Source organism: Arthrobacter sp. Soil_N43 (assembly GCF_057655195.1).
The window spans coordinates 1-14,592 of sequence record NZ_JBDGML010000041.1 but is presented as its reverse complement, the minus strand read 5'-3'; the positions used below and the strand labels follow the sequence as shown (position 1 = coordinate 14,592).

16 protein-coding genes and 1 pseudogene are annotated in these 14,592 nt (G+C 64.3%); 7 read left to right on the top strand and 10 right to left on the bottom strand.

The features are described from left to right. The first annotated feature begins 541 nt into the window (after positions 1-541). From AC3A3W_RS02885 to AC3A3W_RS02870, 4 genes are all read left to right on the top strand, one after another. Positions 542-799, top strand: coding sequence for a hypothetical protein (locus tag AC3A3W_RS02885; protein WP_487440385.1), 258 nt, complete (start codon positions 542-544; stop codon positions 797-799). Between the two features lie 213 nt (positions 800-1,012). Continuing rightward, on the top strand, positions 1,013-1,972 hold the full coding sequence (locus tag AC3A3W_RS02880) for a serine/threonine-protein kinase (protein WP_487440384.1): 960 nt from the start codon (positions 1,013-1,015) through the stop codon (positions 1,970-1,972). Between the two features lie 228 nt (positions 1,973-2,200). Then, complete coding sequence (locus AC3A3W_RS02875; protein WP_487440383.1) at positions 2,201-4,549, top strand: multicopper oxidase domain-containing protein; 2,349 nt, start codon at positions 2,201-2,203, stop codon at positions 4,547-4,549. Positions 4,550-4,580: 31 nt separating this feature from the next. Then, positions 4,581-4,763, top strand: a complete 183-nt coding sequence (locus AC3A3W_RS02870) for a PspC domain-containing protein (protein ID WP_309990507.1) — start codon at positions 4,581-4,583, stop codon at positions 4,761-4,763. Positions 4,764-4,811: 48 nt separating this feature from the next. Here the strand turns inward: AC3A3W_RS02870 and AC3A3W_RS02865 are convergent, their stop codons facing one another. The 3 genes from AC3A3W_RS02865 to AC3A3W_RS02855 form a co-directional block, all read right to left on the bottom strand. Further along, the gene (locus AC3A3W_RS02865; RefSeq protein WP_487440382.1) at positions 4,812-5,399 is read right to left on the bottom strand and encodes a 3'-5' exonuclease family protein; all 588 of its coding nucleotides are present in this window, start codon (positions 5,397-5,399) and stop codon (positions 4,812-4,814) included. Between the two features lie 138 nt (positions 5,400-5,537). Next, positions 5,538-5,969, bottom strand: a complete 432-nt coding sequence (locus AC3A3W_RS02860; protein ID WP_487440381.1) for an SRPBCC family protein — start codon at positions 5,967-5,969, stop codon at positions 5,538-5,540. Positions 5,970-6,014: 45 nt separating this feature from the next. Further along, complete coding sequence (locus tag AC3A3W_RS02855) at positions 6,015-7,643, bottom strand: alkaline phosphatase D family protein (RefSeq protein ID WP_487440380.1); 1,629 nt, start codon at positions 7,641-7,643, stop codon at positions 6,015-6,017. A gap of 297 nt (positions 7,644-7,940) precedes the next feature. Here AC3A3W_RS02855 and AC3A3W_RS02850 point away from each other — a divergent pair, with 297 nt between their 5' ends. Then, positions 7,941-8,171 carry a hypothetical protein gene (locus AC3A3W_RS02850; RefSeq protein ID WP_487440379.1) on the top strand — a complete coding sequence of 77 codons (231 nt, stop codon included), beginning with the start codon at positions 7,941-7,943 and terminating at the stop codon, positions 8,169-8,171. A gap of 73 nt (positions 8,172-8,244) precedes the next feature. Here the strand turns inward: AC3A3W_RS02850 and AC3A3W_RS02845 are convergent, their stop codons facing one another. Next, a complete protein-coding gene (locus tag AC3A3W_RS02845) occupies positions 8,245-8,712 on the bottom strand; it encodes a hypothetical protein (RefSeq protein WP_487440378.1) in 468 nt (155 codons plus the stop codon). A gap of 360 nt (positions 8,713-9,072) precedes the next feature. Between AC3A3W_RS02845 and AC3A3W_RS02840 the strand changes: the two genes are divergently transcribed. Both AC3A3W_RS02840 and AC3A3W_RS02835 read left to right on the top strand, forming a co-directional pair. After that, on the top strand, positions 9,073-10,362 hold the full coding sequence (locus tag AC3A3W_RS02840) for a class I SAM-dependent methyltransferase (RefSeq protein WP_487440377.1): 1,290 nt from the start codon (positions 9,073-9,075) through the stop codon (positions 10,360-10,362). A gap of 66 nt (positions 10,363-10,428) precedes the next feature. Continuing rightward, positions 10,429-11,133, top strand: coding sequence for a type 1 glutamine amidotransferase domain-containing protein (locus AC3A3W_RS02835; protein WP_487440376.1), 705 nt, complete (start codon positions 10,429-10,431; stop codon positions 11,131-11,133). 20 nt (positions 11,134-11,153) lie between these two features. Here AC3A3W_RS02835 and AC3A3W_RS02830 read toward each other — a convergent pair whose 3' ends face one another. From AC3A3W_RS02830 to AC3A3W_RS02805, 6 genes and pseudogenes are all read right to left on the bottom strand, one after another. Further along, positions 11,154-11,420 (bottom strand): hypothetical protein, encoded by a 267-nt coding sequence (locus tag AC3A3W_RS02830; RefSeq protein ID WP_487440375.1) that lies wholly within the window; start codon positions 11,418-11,420, stop codon positions 11,154-11,156. Between the two features lie 93 nt (positions 11,421-11,513). Continuing rightward, entirely contained in the window at positions 11,514-11,729 is a 216-nt protein-coding gene (locus AC3A3W_RS02825; protein WP_487440374.1) for a hypothetical protein, read from the bottom strand. Positions 11,730-11,739: 10 nt separating this feature from the next. Next, entirely contained in the window at positions 11,740-12,090 is a 351-nt protein-coding gene (locus AC3A3W_RS02820; protein ID WP_487440373.1) for a hypothetical protein, read from the bottom strand. Between the two features lie 498 nt (positions 12,091-12,588). Further along, a complete protein-coding gene (locus AC3A3W_RS02815; RefSeq protein WP_487440372.1) occupies positions 12,589-13,632 on the bottom strand; it encodes an NAD(P)-dependent alcohol dehydrogenase in 1,044 nt (347 codons plus the stop codon). A gap of 21 nt (positions 13,633-13,653) precedes the next feature. Further along, positions 13,654-14,005, bottom strand: a pseudogene (locus AC3A3W_RS02810) (lyase family protein); the annotation flags it as partial. A gap of 191 nt (positions 14,006-14,196) precedes the next feature. Then, a partial coding sequence (locus tag AC3A3W_RS02805; protein ID WP_487440371.1) for an NAD(P)-dependent oxidoreductase occupies positions 14,197-14,592 on the bottom strand: 396 nt, incomplete at its 5' end.

Genomic DNA, 14,592 nt, shown 5'->3' with positions numbered 1-14,592 from the left:
AATCAACCAATTCATATAAAATAAACCGGTATCAACAAACTTGGCACACTATTGAGTTCTCAAACAACAGACACACCCGGCACCACCACAACCAACCATTCGGTCGCGGATCGCTCCGGAGCAACTTTTCAAACTTACCCGATCCCGTGGATCTTTGCAAATCAGCGTTTCCGCAATTTGCGATCCAACAGGAAGGTCCCCGCCCATCCGCGGCGCGCCAATCAGCGTGCCATTTTCGGGCTGTTTTCGAAGGGGTTGGTCGCTATTTTTCCGCTTCAGCGGCGGCGACTCGAATTACTTTACACACCCTCGGAGGGCAGCGCAAATTGGCTTCCGGACGCCCCCTCAGCCGTGGGATCAGCCGTGGGACCAGCACCGACCGCCGCCCTCTTCCCCCGCCGGAGTCCTTTTGTAAAGACCAACTAGACAGAACGGTCTGTCTCACATAAATTTCAAGGACGATCTCCGTCCTTACGGGCAGTGGTCCGTTATCGCTGAAGCAGAACGGCGCATCAACGTGCACGCCATGAAAGAGCCAAAAATGACTGCAACACACTTTGACCGTTTCGTAGCCGAAGCCCTCACCACTGACCGGGAAACCGACACGGGCCTGAGCCCGGACGAGCTCTACGGCCTGTACACCAGCTGGAGCCTGATCAATAAGAACCAGCCCGAAACCCCTGAAGCCCTGCGGGCAGGGCTTCAGGCACTCGGCATCGATCCCGACAATAACGAACTGTCCATGACCGGGCCGGCAGCAGCGGACTACATCGTCGCCAGCGCGCCCAGCCTTATCTAGCCCGCAGCACAGCGGAGGAGCCGCCGCAATGGCTCTTCCCGCTGTGCTTCGCATGCAATCCTGCAGCTAACGCCTCCCTGGCTACCCGAGGTCATACGCTTTTGTACCGCCACGTCAGCTGAGGGGCAGTGTTATCAAACCGCTCCCGCTGCAGGTTCATACGAAAATTCGCGCGAGGCCCCTCTGGCCCGCGCAGGAAACGCAAGGGATTCAATGGACGATCTGGCTGGCATTTCCGAAGGCACCTTCCTGGGCGGCAGATACCGCGTCGTGGAGCAGATTGGCTCCGGGGCCATGGCCAATGTCTACCGCGCCACCGATGAATCCCTCGGCCGGGATGTGGCCGTCAAGATAGTCATCAAATCCAGGCCGGCTGTCGCACTGCAAGACACCGTAGGGGCGCTGCAGGACGACGACGCCGAGGTGGCCGTCCTTGCCCGGCTGAACCACCACAGCCTGGTCACGCTCCTTGATGCAGGCGTGGACAGGAGTGAACCAGGGCGGCCCCGCATTTACCTCGTCATGGAGTTGGTGGAGGGTCCGGACCTCAAGCGGCGGCTGCAGGACGGCCTTCTCCCGCCCCGCCATACGGCGCAGATTGGCTACGACCTCGCCGACGCGCTGACCTACATCCATGACAACGGCGTGGTGCACCGCGACGTCAAACCCGGCAACATCCTGGTCTTCGACTACAGCCACGATGCCGCCCGGATGCGCGCCAAACTGACGGACTTCGGCATCGCCCTGATGTCCGACACGCAGCAGTACGACACGGGCGGCGTCCTCGGAACGGCGGCCTACCTCAGTCCGGAACAGGCAAAGTCCGAACCGGCGGGGCCCGCCAGCGATGTGTACTCCCTGGGCCTGGTGTTGCTTGAGTGCCTCACCGGTGAACCCGTGTTCCCCGGCGACCCGCTGCAGAGCGCCTTGGCACGGCTGATCGACGATCCTCCGATTCCACACGACCTCGACCCGGAATGGCAACAGCTTCTGGCGGCCATGACGGCGCGGGAACCGCAGCACCGGCCCTCCACCCGCGAGGTTGCCCAGGCCCTCGAAGACTTGGCCGTCAGCATCCGCGGCAAACACAAGATGGACACCGCCCCCGCCACCGCCACCGCCGCGGACGGGGACGGGGGCGCGACACTGGAAGCGTCCCGCGGCTCCTCCTGATCGTCCGCTCCGGCAGCCACTCAGCCCACGCCTCCGCAGCCGAAGGCTCCGCCGCCACTCAGCCCACGCCTCACCCCCAATTAGCGCCCCCGCAGGACCAGTTTTTCCCCAGCATCCGCCGCAAGGATGGGCGCAGTCCGCAAGCGCGTTTTTTGGGGGGGACATGAGTTTCACGGCCAGCACTCTTTCCGACCGGGGTCACCACCGGCATGACCACCGGGGCCTGTCATGAGCCCCCTGAACGTCTACGTGAACGAGGGCTTCGTTCCTATGGTGGACGGGGCACTGGTGTATCACCGGGGATTCGGCGACCGGCCTACCCGTAGGGAAGACCCGAAGCCGGCACTGGCTATGAGCCCGCGGGTGTTCACAGCCAGCGGCCAGGTGGTCGCCAGCCGGAGCTACCCTCTCACCGCACCCGTGCCGCCCCACGGCCGGCCGGCCCCGCTGCGGCCGGACCCCGCTTTCCAGCGGCAGTATCTGGCCAGGCGCGCGTACTGGGCCAGTTTCTTCCCGGACCGGACGCTCATCGCTGAAACCGGCAGCACCATCAGCATCCTGCTGCACAACAATCTGCCGCAGCCGCACGAACTGCGGTTCCACGGCGCCGGTCCTGCGGGAGCGGACGTCACGAGCGGGAGCGTCGCCCCGGCGAAGTCGAAGCTCATAGAGTTCCGTGCGCCGTTGCCCGGCACGTACCTGTTCACCGATCCCGGCAACCAGCCTGTGGAGAGGACCCTGGGCCTGTACGGAGCGCTGGTGGTCATCGATCCCCGCAACGCGTGGCGGCTCGCCCCTGGCGGAGCGGAGTTCGAGCGCCAGTGGCTGTGGCTATGCCACGACGTGGACTCGAACTGGGCACGCATCGCCTCCAGGGGGCAGACAGTCAACCCGCTCGCCACGCCGGCCGTGCCGCGGTACTTCACCCTCAATGGCTATTCCGGATTCCAGTCACTGGCGGTCAGCACCAATGAGGAACTCAACGAACGGCGCAAGCAGGACACGCTTCCTTCGGGCCATCCGAGGGAAACCGATACGCGGAACTTCAGCGCCTCCCCCACCCCGGGCGCCGTGCGGACCGGCCAGCTGGTGAGGATGGTCAACGCCGGCATCGCGGACCATCAGCTGCATTACCACGGCAATCACGTGTGGACGGTGCGCGCCAACGGCATTGATTTCCCCCGGTCAAACGGAAGGGTCAGTCCCCAAGGGGACGTCATTCTCCAACAGTGGGAGGACACCGTTCAGCTGCAGCCGCTGGAACGCAAGGAGGCGATGCTCCCGGTCCGTCGTCCGCCCGAAGTGGTGGATCCCGTCTGGGACGCCCGGACCGAGGACTGGACGTATCCGATGCATTGCCATGCGGAGCCGTCGCAGACTGCCGCCGGCGGCATGTACCCCGGCGGCTTGGTGGCCGACTGGGTACTGGCGGCGGCACCAGCCCCCGAATCAGGCCTGCCCCCCACTGCGGAGGACCAGGCCCACCACACGTTTCGGAGCCAGGTGGACTTCGCCTCCGACCAGCCTCACGAGGGCAGCCCCGAGACTCAGTTTCGCCTGCGGCCGGACGTCTCGGTCGAGCTCGATTTCTTCAACAGGGAACTCCGATTCCCAGACGGCTCGGAGCACGACGTGTGGAGCTTCGAAGACGAGAGGTCCGGACGCGGGCTACCGGGTCCGCTGGTCCGGATGACGGAGGGCCAGCTGTTCCACGCCACGGTGAAGCCGAGCAAGCGGGTCCACACCGTCCACTGGCACGGCATCGAACCGGATCCCCGCAACGACGGCGTGGGCCACACGTCCTACGAGGTCTCGGGTGAGTACACTTACCAGTGGCGGCCGGACGTTGCCGAACGCGGCAACCCGAACCGGGGCTCCGCCGGCACGTACTTCTACCACTGCCACGTCAACACGCCCCTTCACGTCCAGATGGGGATGTTCGGGGCAATCATTATCGATCCGCAGGGGGATCCGGCGTCCCCGGTCCCGGCAGGGACCCGGCGCCATTCCCTGGAGGGTCCCCTGTACGACATTGCCACCGAGACGCTAATCGCGCCGTATTCGATCGATCCGCGGTGGCATGACCTGAACCACGCCGCAGGACTGTCCGGTGAGGACGCGGGACTGAACCGCTTCGAGCCCAAGCACTTCTTTCTCCTGGGCGGCGCCATCGCCAGCAGGCCCGCGGGCGACAGGGTGTGGGCCGTCTCGGCCATGAAAGCGAATGTTGCCGCGGGCACCAAAAAACCCACTCTGGTGCGCTTCGTGAACGTGGACTACTTCCCGACGCTCACACGATTCATGGATGCGGCGGGACGACCGGCACGCATCGCCGAACTGATCGCGCACGACGGCAGGCCGTTCTGGAACACGCCCACTCCGACCGGCCCGGCCGTTCAGCCCTCAGTGGCCGGCCAGCCGCTGCTGACCAGCGTCATCAAGTCCGGAGCGGCCGAGAAGTTCGATCTCCTGCTGCGACCGCCCGCGCCCGGAAAGTACACCATTGCAGTCGACTTCCTGCACTGGATCACCGGCGTCGTTCTGGCGACGCGGACGGTGACAGTGACTGCCACCTGACCAGCACTCCTGCGGCTGCTAGTGTGACGAAATGGAAGCAATCATGGTTCGGCCCAGGAACGGCAAGATGATCGCCGGAGTCTGCGCAGCCCTCGCGGCACGCTTCGGGATTCCCAAGGCACTCGTCCGCATCGGCTTCGTGCTTTTCGGCCTGTTTGGTGTGGGCGAACTGGCCTACATCGCACTGTGGATCATCATCCCCAAGGAGAAATAGCCCTACTGGCTAAGTAACGGCCGCACCAAGGGCGGCCGTTAGCAGGGACTACTTACGACGCCGGCCCTGCGGTTTATGGCCGATCGTCACCGCCGGCGCGTCCCACAGTTCCTCAACGCTGCCAAGCCGCCGCATGCGGGCAATGGCCAGCACCAGCTTGGCGCACGCCAGCGCGTTCGTACTCGGGTCAGGGTGCTCGACGGGCGGCAACTTCAAGGCAGCCAGGACGTCATTGAGCCTGTGTTTGGGGAGATCCAGCTCATGCTGGGCGAGCCAAAGGGCACAGTAAAAATTCTTCGCCGGCAGGTCCAGCTTCAGCCGGTTGCTCGCCTTCAGCATCACGTCGGCGTTGTAGGTGGCGTTGTACGCAACCATGTGGTCCTCGCCGGTGAAATGGAGAATCCCCTCAACGGACATTTCCCAGTCGGCTGCGGCAGAGACGTCTCCCGCGGTGATGCCGTGGAAGTCGGTGTGCAAGGGGTCGAAGTGCTCCAGGCCGGGCGGAGGTTTGATCAGCCATGAGGCCTTGTCCTCGATGCGTCCGTTGTGGACCTTCACCAGGCCGACGCCGCACACCGACGCGCGATCGCGGTTCGCTGTGGCAAAGTCAACGGCGGTAAAGCTGATTCCTGGCACTGCTGGCCTCCCCAAGGCACACCAGTGGGATCGAGGCGCCGCTGCTTGGCCTTCCCACTACGGGACATCTTCGCAGATCAGATGCGGGATTTCCTTGCGAACGCGATTGTGAACCGGACAGGATCGTGATCAGCCGGGTCAGCGCTCCAGCACCTTCTTGAGGTTTCGGACGAAGACTTTGTTCCGCCGCGGCACCATGAAAGCCATGGCCGGTGCCATCAGCAGGGCCAGCCCGCCCGGCCGCATCTCCACGCTGCGGGTGAAGCGGGTGCCTTCCGGCGCTGATTCCACGGTGTAGGTGACCAGGGGGTGCAGCCCGGCCAGCTCTGCGCGGTAGACCAGACGCTCCCCCTGCGTCACGTCCAGTGCAGTCACGCTGCCCTCCGTCTTGCCCATGAACGGCTTGAAGTGCAGGGGGTAGGTCTTGCCGACCGCCGGAACGGGATCGGTGGCCGGATCCACCGACTCAACGTCCACGTGCCAGTTGGGTTCGTTGCGAAGATCCGCGACGTATGCGAAGACTTCATCCGGCGGCCGCCGGATGACCACAGTTTCAGCCGACCTGACCACGGATCCTCCTCCGCCCGTCGATCCCGCCGTTTTCTGGCTCCAAGTTTACGCTCGTGAGCGCTCCGGATGCAGCGACTTGCTCCAGAGCACGGCGCCGGCGGCGTTGCGGAGGCTGACCGTGAAGACGTCATCCTCATCGAGGTCCACATGGCCGAAGAACTGGCTTTCGCCGGTGCGCGGAGACTGGTTGGCGTATGCCCCGGCTTTGAAGAACGCCACCTTCGGGCCGAAAGTGCCGTCCATCTGGCTGGGCCCGAAGGTTCCGGCGTTGATGGGTCCGGCCACGAATTCCCAGAAAGGGTCGAAGTCCTGGAACGCGGCCCGCTCGGGCGAGTAGTGGTGGGCGGCGCAGTAGTGGACGTCGGCCGTGAGCCAGACCACGTTTTTAACCCGGTTGCGCTTGAATGCGGACAACACCCCGGCGATCTCGAGTTCCTTGCCCAAGGGGGCGCCGGCGTCGCGGTTAGCGAGGGATTCCTGGTTGACCGGACCGTCCGGCACGATGATGCCCAGCGGCAGGTCGGCGGAGATGACCTTCCAGGTGGCCTTGGATTTGCTGACTTCTCGGATCAGCCACTGGGCCTGTTCCTCGCCGAGGATGTGCGTGAGGCTGGTTTCCTTGCCGTCCGTGTTCGGGTCCTTGAAGGTCCGCATGTCCAGGCAGAAGATGTCCAGCTGCGGGCCGCGGGAGATCTTGCGGTAGATGCGGGCCGGTTCGAAGCCGGTGCTGCCGTCGCTCAGCTGGGCGATGGGCTGGTACTCCTGCCAGGCTTGGCGCCCGCGCGCGGCGAGGACGTCCACGCGGCGCTCCGTGTAGCGGGAGTCGGTGAGGATCTCCCCCGGGTACCAATTGTTGGTGGTTTCGTGGTCGTCCCACTGGGCGATCACCGGCACCTCGGCGTACATGGCCCGGACGTTGCGGTCCATGAGGTTGTAGCGGTGCCGGCCGCGGTACTCGTTGAGCGTCTCGGCCACCTTGGACACCTCCTCGGTGACGAGGTTGCGCCAGACCTGCCCGTCCGGCTCCGTGACCTGGGCGGCGATGGGGCCGTCAGCGTAGATGGTGTCTCCGGAGTGGATGAAGAAGTCCGGCTTCGTGGCGTGCATGGCAGCGTATCCGCGCATGCCGCCGATTTCCTCGTTGATGCCCCAGCCCTGGCCGGCGGTGTCGCCGCTCCAGACGAAGCTCTGCCGGCGGGGGGTGCGGCCGCTGCTGAGCGTGCCGGTTCCGGGCGCAGTGCTGAAGGAGCCTCGGGCGGTTTCGCCAGCGTGGCCGTCGGGGTCCTCGAAGTGCATGGTCAGCGCGAACCTTGTGCCGGCCGGCAGGTCTCGGGCGCTGATCTTGGAAGTGAAGTCGGTGGCCTCGCTGGCGGCGGTCCCCCGCAGCACCCGCTGGAAGGCGCGGCCGCCGCGGAGCGGGGACCCGCCGTCGTCCACCGCCAGCAGACTGGCCACCAGCCGGCCGGGGCCCGACGCGCGGGACCACAGGACGCCGGAATCGGCGGTGACGTCGCCGGTGGCGATGCCGGACGGGAGGCTCAGCCGGTTACGGACCAGCGCGACGCCGGAGGGGCGGGCGGCGTGGGCGGGCACGACTAGCGAAGGGGCGACGGCGGCAGCACCGGCAGCGGCGAGGGCACCTTTGAGGATGTTGCGGCGGGTGAAAGGAGTCATGGGGCCATGGTTTACGGTGCGCGTGAACCGCCGGGGACGGGGATGTGAACGCCTGAATGCTGCCGGGTTACCCGCTGCTGTGCAGGCAGGCTGCAGCCCTCAGGGGCCCAAGGATCCGAACCCGTTCGCTCCGGCCCTCAACGAGGGGACGTTTGAACTCCCAGGATTCTGTGACTTCAGCCTGACCGTGACTCTCAAGGGCAAGATCAAGGTCATTGAGCTTCCTGGGGACAGGACACGACCATTTCTCCCGGTGCAAAAATTACCCTCACAAGTGAGTCAAGCACTGTCAGTTACGTGATAACGGGCGTCATCCACGAGCAGGTTCTGTCAGATTCCAAGGGCAAGAAGTTCATCGACGTTCAAGCCACCGGAACCAACCTCCTGCTCCTTCCCGCTCCCGATTCCGGCCTGGCATTGACGACAGGCAACTTCCATTACACCCTCAACCTTGATCGCTCCGAACGGACAAGGTTCGAAGCCGATGGTCCGGGACAGGTGACTGACGTCTGCGCTCTCCTTTCATAAAGAATTCTCGATTCTGAGCCGGGTGGCTGGCATTTCTGCCAGCCACCCGCCGTCGTACATTCTCGAGTAAACGTCAGCGTGTGCGGACGTCATCCACGAAGGGCACCTGGGCGACGTATTGCTGGTAGAGCTTCAATGCCTCGTCGATGGCGATGTGGCCAAAGCTCAGGGTTGTCTGCAGGCCTTCCAGTTGCGCATTTGCCGTCTCGGCCGCGCTCACTTTTTCGGCGAGCGCGTGGGAATTGGCGAAGTTCGTGGCCAGCGCCGCCGCCACGGAGAAAATTACCGCGGCCAGGCAGAGGAACCGCCACACTATGGAGTCGTCGTCCAGCGAGAAGATCCCGCGGACCGCCTCCGTGAACCCCGTGCCTCCGACTGCCGGGCCTGCGGTGAGCATGGCGGCCAGCGCGCTCCCCACGATGCTGATGTTGGAGAGCTTGTTTCGGCGGGGCCGCTCCCGCCCCAGGTAGGAGCGGATGGTCTGTTGCTTCTGGTCGATGCGGTCGGACAGCCTTTGCCGCGTATCCGCTGATTCATCCATGGTCTGGTACAGCCTTTCTCCCCCCGTCGACATTTTGCGTTCAGGATCCCACCGCCCCGATATCCGGTCCAGAGCCGAGAGGTTGCGGGCGGCCCAACCACCGCCTTTGAGGGACAGCCGCGACCTCGCCGGTACCGGTCGAGTTCGCCGGAAGCTTCCCGCGAACTGGCAGGCTTCCGGCGACCTCGCCGAGCGCAGCACGGAGCCAAGCCACGCCGGAACCGGGCCGGCTCCAAGCGGACAGGCTTGTCTCACTGTCCGGGGAGCCTGCCCTTGTGTAGTTTTAGTTTCCAAGTGACGGGACTGCAACGGAGCAGGACCGCCAGGCCTGACGCGAGCACCGGACGAGAGGCGACAAATATGGCAAAGACATCGGGTGTGGCACCACGGCTGGCCAAGGCGCTGGCCATCGTCCTGGGCACGGAGGAAATCCCCATCCGGCTGCGGGCGTGGGACGGATCGGAAGCGGGGCCGGCCGACGCGCCGGTCATCGAGTTCCGGTCGAGGCGGGCACTGCGCCGGATGCTGTGGTCGCCGGGGCAGCTGGGCCTGAGCCGGGCGTACGTGGCCGGAGAAATTGAGGCCCATGGCGACATCTTCGCTGCCTTCGCCGCGCTAAGTTCCGCAGGCAAGTTCGCCGAGGCCGGCCCCTTCCGCAAGCCGACGGCACGGGAACTCGGGACGCTGCTCACCACCGCTGTCGGCCTTGGCGCGGTGGGTCCGAATCCCGCGCCGCCTCCCGAAGAAGCAAAGGTGGAAAAGCACGGACGGCGGCACTCGAAGAAGCGCGACGCTGCGGCCATCTCACACCACTACGACGTCGGCAACGACTTCTACCGGCTGGTCCTCGGCCCCACGATGGTGTACTCCTGCGCGATTTACGACAGTGAGGACTCCAGCCTGGAGGAGGCCCAGGAAGCCAAGCTCGATCTGGTCTGCCGGAAGCTGGGGCTGCAGCCGGGCATGCGCGTGCTGGATGTGGGCTGCGGCTGGGGCAGCTTCGCCCTGCATGCCGCCGAGCGCTACGGGGTGAACGTTGTTGGCGTTACCATCTCCACCGAGCAGGCAGAGCTGGTCCGGAAGCGCGTGGCAGATGCAGGACTGACCGAGCGCGTGGACATCCGGATCCAGGACTACCGCGACATTGACGACGGGCCGTTCGACGCCATCAGCTCCATCGGCATGTCGGAGCATGTAGGCCGCGAGCAGCTCCCCCGCTACGTCTCGCAGCTGCACAGCCTGCTCCGCCCCGGCGGCCGGCTGCTCAATCACGCCATCTCCTGGAACGCCGGTCCCGCCGACGATGATCCGGACTCCTTCATTCCCCGCTACGTTTTCCCCGACGGCGAGATGCTGAGCCTTTCCGAGGTGGTCGTGGCGCTGGAGGCCGGCGGCTTCGAGGTGCTCGACGTCGAGGCGCTGCGCCGGCACTACGCCCTGACGCTCCGGGCCTGGGTGCGGAACATCGAGGAACACTGGGATGAGGCGGTGCGGCTTACCTCTGCCGGACGGGCGCGCGTGTGGCGGCTGTACATGGCCTCCAGTGCGCTGGGTTTCGAGAACGGGCTGACCGGAGTTAACCAGGTGCTGCTGCAAAAGCCCGGAGGCGCGGAGCCGCCGCTGCGGCTGCGGGAGTGGACCGGCGGCTGAACCCGTAGCTGCTCCGCCGGTTGAGCTCGTCGAAACCAAGGAACAACAGAACATAAGGAGAATCCCATGGCCACCATCCTGATGGTCGTATCCGCCGCCGACTCGCTGACCATGAAGGACGGCAGCCAGCACCCCACCGGGTACTGGGCGGAGGAGCTGGTGGTGGCACACCGCACCCTGATGCAGGACGGCCACACGGTGGACTTCGCCACGCCCGGCGGCATCAAGCCGACGGTGGACAAGGTCAGCCTGCAGGCGGAGGCCGCGGGCAGCGAGGAGAGGGCGGAGGACTTCCGCACCTATCTGGACATGATCGACGTCGACCTGTTCGCACCGCTGGTGCTGGCCGACGTCGACACTTCCGCGTACGACGCGCTGGTTCTGCCGGGCGGGCACGGCCCCATGGCCGATCTGTTCAAGGACAGGGACCTGGGCCGGATCCTGGTCGAGGCGAACGGTGCGGGCAAGATCATCGCGCCGTTCTGCCACGGCCCGGCTGGCCTGCTGAGTGCCACGGCCGACGACGGCGCGTTCGCCTTCGCCGGCCGCCGCCTGACCGTGTTCACCAACTCCGAAGAACTGGGCGGCGGCACCGGCGACAACACGCCGTGGCTGGTGGAGACGGCGCTGCGCGAGAAGGGCGCCGCCGTGGAAACCGGCCCGGACTGGGCCAGCTTCGTGGTGCGTGACGGCAACCTGATTACCGGACAAAACCCGCAGTCCAGCGAGGACGTGGCCAGGGAGGTTCTCAAAGCCCTCAACGGTGGTTGAGCCTGTCGAAACCCCCGGACTTACTCGCCCATGCCGGGATGGACCGGCACGAAGTCGATCTTGTTTCCGGGGCTGGTTTTCTTTTTCGGCGACCGCGAGAACCCCTTTGCGTCGAGGTGGTTCTGCGCCCGGTACTCGGCAAGGGCGTCGTCGTAGGCCTTGTTGAGCCGCCGTCCGGACACCTGCTCCGCTGTGCCGTCCGCAAAGGTGATGGAGATCTGGACGCTGTCGGGAAAGTGCCGGTTCATCCGGATGAAGCCTTCGGCATCCTGCTGGAGAGTAATCATTGGGTTCCGCCTTCGTCGTTGTGGCTTCCAGTCTCCCCTAACTTTTCACCGTTGTGGACGGGGACAGGATCACCAGGACGATCAGCTCCAGGATTAGCCTCGTGCGTGCTCGCGGGTTTCACCGAAAGGGACTGTGTCGCACAGCGCGACGGTGTATCGGCGAGGACTGTGCCGGGTGATCAGGATTCCGGCCGAACGCTGTGTTGCGGCAGCCGGGAGAAGGGTGGCCTCTGCATCTGAAAGCAGATCATGCAGCTGTTCCTGGGTCCCCACCAGCACCTCTATATGTGCGGTCTCTTGCTTCGACATGGAAGTCTCCTTACTTTGAACGGATTTGTCGCCCGTGCGACGCGTCTTCGTGCCGCACGGAGAGCGCGTCGGCGGCGAAGAGCATTTTGCGGCCCATGGCATCGTCCGGCCATACCCAGACCACGGAGCCATCGGGCATGACGTCGTCAATAACGCCCGATCCCGCGATTCCATCTGCTTGAAAGACCACCCGGTCGCCCACCGTGTAGCCAGATGCTTGCCTAGGGCCTGCGTCTGGATCCGTTTCTCTGCCGGCCCGAAGACCGTCGATCGCCGAAACCGGGACAGCGTCTGCTGTGCTGATGACCCCGACCTTGGCGGGGTTGCTGTCCGTCACTGGATTTGAAGATGCAACTGACATATTGGATTTAGCCTCACGTGGAGTGTTTGCGGGAACGGCGGCAGCCGGAGCGGAACTCCCCCGGTTAGGCGATGGCTGGGCCTAAAGGACAACGCTGTCTTGCCCACTCTTGGAAGAATGGCACAACATCCATCATACAGATTGTCAACAATCCACGATAGGGGTTATTGAAATTATTGTGCGAGGCAGGCCTCGTTCAATTGCGCCGGTGAAGCATCAAAGAAGCACCCGACGGTGACCGCCGCCGCTAACGTGCCCTCCTGCTCGGATGGGTGCCTCTGCGCATAGTGTCCAGTGTGCGGGCCTGCCGTTTACTGCAGGCATCACGTCACCCTCGGAGATGAATCTCGGGTCGAGGTCTTCATCCGCTAACCACCAGCCCGTCTCCGGGCAATGATGACCAGTCAGGCAGGCCAGGCGGGCGTCAGAGGTCGCCAGTGAGGCCAAAGGTCTTTTCTTCATGTTGTTCCTTCGGAGGGTATTGACAGAAACAAGGGGTCAGAACGTGGCGGCGTCTATGACGAAGCGGTAGCGCACATCACTGGCCAAAACTCGCTCATAGGCGTCGTTGATTTTGCTGGCCGGAATGACCTCCACCTCTGCCCCGAGCCCGCGGGCGGCACAGAAGTTGAGCATCTCCTGGGTCTGTCGTATCCCGCCCATCTTGGATCCGGAGAGGCTGCGTCGGAAGCTGACCAGCGACCAGGCGCGTTGCGTCAGCGGTTTCGATGGCAGCCCCACGAGGACCATGGTGCCGTCCAAAGCAAGCAGCGCAAGGTACTCGTCGACATCGATATCGGCGGAGACCGTGTTGATGATCAGATCAAAATGACCCCTCAGAATTTCGAAGGTGAAGGGGTTGGACGTGGCGTAGTAATGCTCCGCCCCAAGCCGGAGCGCGTCCTCCTGCTTCTTGAGCGACTGGCTGAGTACTGTCACCTCCGCGCCCATGGCTGCGGCGATCTTGACACCCATATGGCCGAGCCCGCCCATGCCGATGATGGCCACGCGCTTTCCCGGTCCGGCATCCCAGGTGCGCAGCGGCGAGTACATGGTGATGCCGGCGCACAGCAGGGGTGCTGCGGCGTCCAGCGGAATGCCGTCAGGAATCCGCAGGACATAGTCCTCGTCCACCACAATGCTGGTGCTGTAGCCGCCGGCTGTGGGCAGCCCGTCGCGGCCCACAGAGTTGTAGGTGCTGGTCGCACCGGCCAGGCAGTGCTGTTCCTCGCCGGCACGGCAGTTGACGCAGTCACGGCAGGAATCCACAAAGCACCCCACACCCACACGGTCCCCCACTGAATGTCGCGTTACCCTTGCTCCGACAGCCTCCACGACGCCGGCAATCTCATGCCCCACGACCACCGGGTAATTCACGCTCGCCCAGTCGCCTCGTGCTGTGTGGATGTCGGAGTGACAGATGCCTACAAACTTGATCGCGATCCGCACGTCGAACTCACCGGGCTCGCGGCGTTCGATGGTGCCGGGCTGGAGGGGCGCCGTTGCTGAAGAGGCGATATATGCCTTGGCGAAAGTGGACATCCTGGTTCCTTTGCTACAGGTTCATTTCGACAGTGGCAGGGGGCCCGCGACGCACGCCTGCGGGTTTGCCAGGTGCTCAGGGCGGAGAACCTCGTTAAGTTCTTCCGCCGTCAGTAGGCCGCGTTCGAGGACGAGGGAGGTGACGCTGCGTCCAGTTGAGAGTGCCTCGCGGGCAATCGACGTTGCAGCGTCGTACCCGATAAGCGGGTTGAGGATAGTGACGACGCCGATACTTGCCTCGACTTGGGACCGGGTTGACCTTCCCGGGCATGATGCTGGACCCTGCCTGGCGCGGCGGGAGGCTGATTTCTGCGAAGCCGGCCCGGGGTCCCGAAGACAGTAGCCGTGATGCGCTGCAAGTGCGTGCAAGCTTCGGCGGCATAGTGCGGGTCCCCGCCCCGCCCTGGATCACATCCACCACAACCGCTGGTTTGCAAGGGGACTGCACGGTGTTGTGTGCCATTGCTCTCAATCTTTTACGTCGATTGCTCCGCACGCGCCCTTTTGGACATCCAAAACGGCACCTACGGAGCAATCGATGAGTTAGATGGTTGGGGGAGGAATTCAGGAAACGGAGACGAAACCGAGGTTCTTATCCACAACATTCAGCAGAGGCTGGCCCTTGCAGTAGCGTCTCAGGTTGTCGACGAACAGTTTGGAGAGATCATCGAGATAGTCTTCGGTGTCCCCGCTCATGTGCGGCGTGATGATCACGTTCTCGATGCTCCACAAAGCGTGCCCTTCGGGCAGAGGTTCGGGATGCACAACGTCAAGGGCAGCTCCGGCAATGCAGCCGGAGGCCAAGGCTTCAGTCAGGGCCTCCGTATCAACGAGTTCCCCTCGCCCTACATTGATGAGACGCGCTGACGGCTTCATGGCAGCCAGGACGTCGGCGTTGACCAGTCCCTTGGTCTCAGTGGTCAGCGGTGCGGCGAGCACGACGTAGTCGTAGTCGTGGAC

Coding starts and splice junctions, on each gene's coding strand:
- AC3A3W_RS02885 (WP_487440385.1), top strand. CDS start 542: ATGACTGCAACACACTTTGACCGTTTCGTAGCCGAAGCCCTCACCACT.
- AC3A3W_RS02880 (WP_487440384.1), top strand. CDS start 1,013: ATGGACGATCTGGCTGGCATTTCCGAAGGCACCTTCCTGGGCGGCAGA.
- AC3A3W_RS02875 (WP_487440383.1), top strand. CDS start 2,201: ATGAGCCCCCTGAACGTCTACGTGAACGAGGGCTTCGTTCCTATGGTG.
- AC3A3W_RS02870 (WP_309990507.1), top strand. CDS start 4,581: ATGGAAGCAATCATGGTTCGGCCCAGGAACGGCAAGATGATCGCCGGA.
- AC3A3W_RS02855 (WP_487440380.1), bottom strand. CDS start 7,643: ATGACTCCTTTCACCCGCCGCAACATCCTCAAAGGTGCCCTCGCCGCT.
- AC3A3W_RS02845 (WP_487440378.1), bottom strand. CDS start 8,712: ATGGATGAATCAGCGGATACGCGGCAAAGGCTGTCCGACCGCATCGAC.
- AC3A3W_RS02840 (WP_487440377.1), top strand. CDS start 9,073: ATGGCAAAGACATCGGGTGTGGCACCACGGCTGGCCAAGGCGCTGGCC.
- AC3A3W_RS02835 (WP_487440376.1), top strand. CDS start 10,429: ATGGCCACCATCCTGATGGTCGTATCCGCCGCCGACTCGCTGACCATG.
- AC3A3W_RS02830 (WP_487440375.1), bottom strand. CDS start 11,420: ATGATTACTCTCCAGCAGGATGCCGAAGGCTTCATCCGGATGAACCGG.
- AC3A3W_RS02825 (WP_487440374.1), bottom strand. CDS start 11,729: ATGTCGAAGCAAGAGACCGCACATATAGAGGTGCTGGTGGGGACCCAG.
- AC3A3W_RS02820 (WP_487440373.1), bottom strand. CDS start 12,090: ATGTCAGTTGCATCTTCAAATCCAGTGACGGACAGCAACCCCGCCAAG.
- AC3A3W_RS02815 (WP_487440372.1), bottom strand. CDS start 13,632: ATGTCCACTTTCGCCAAGGCATATATCGCCTCTTCAGCAACGGCGCCC.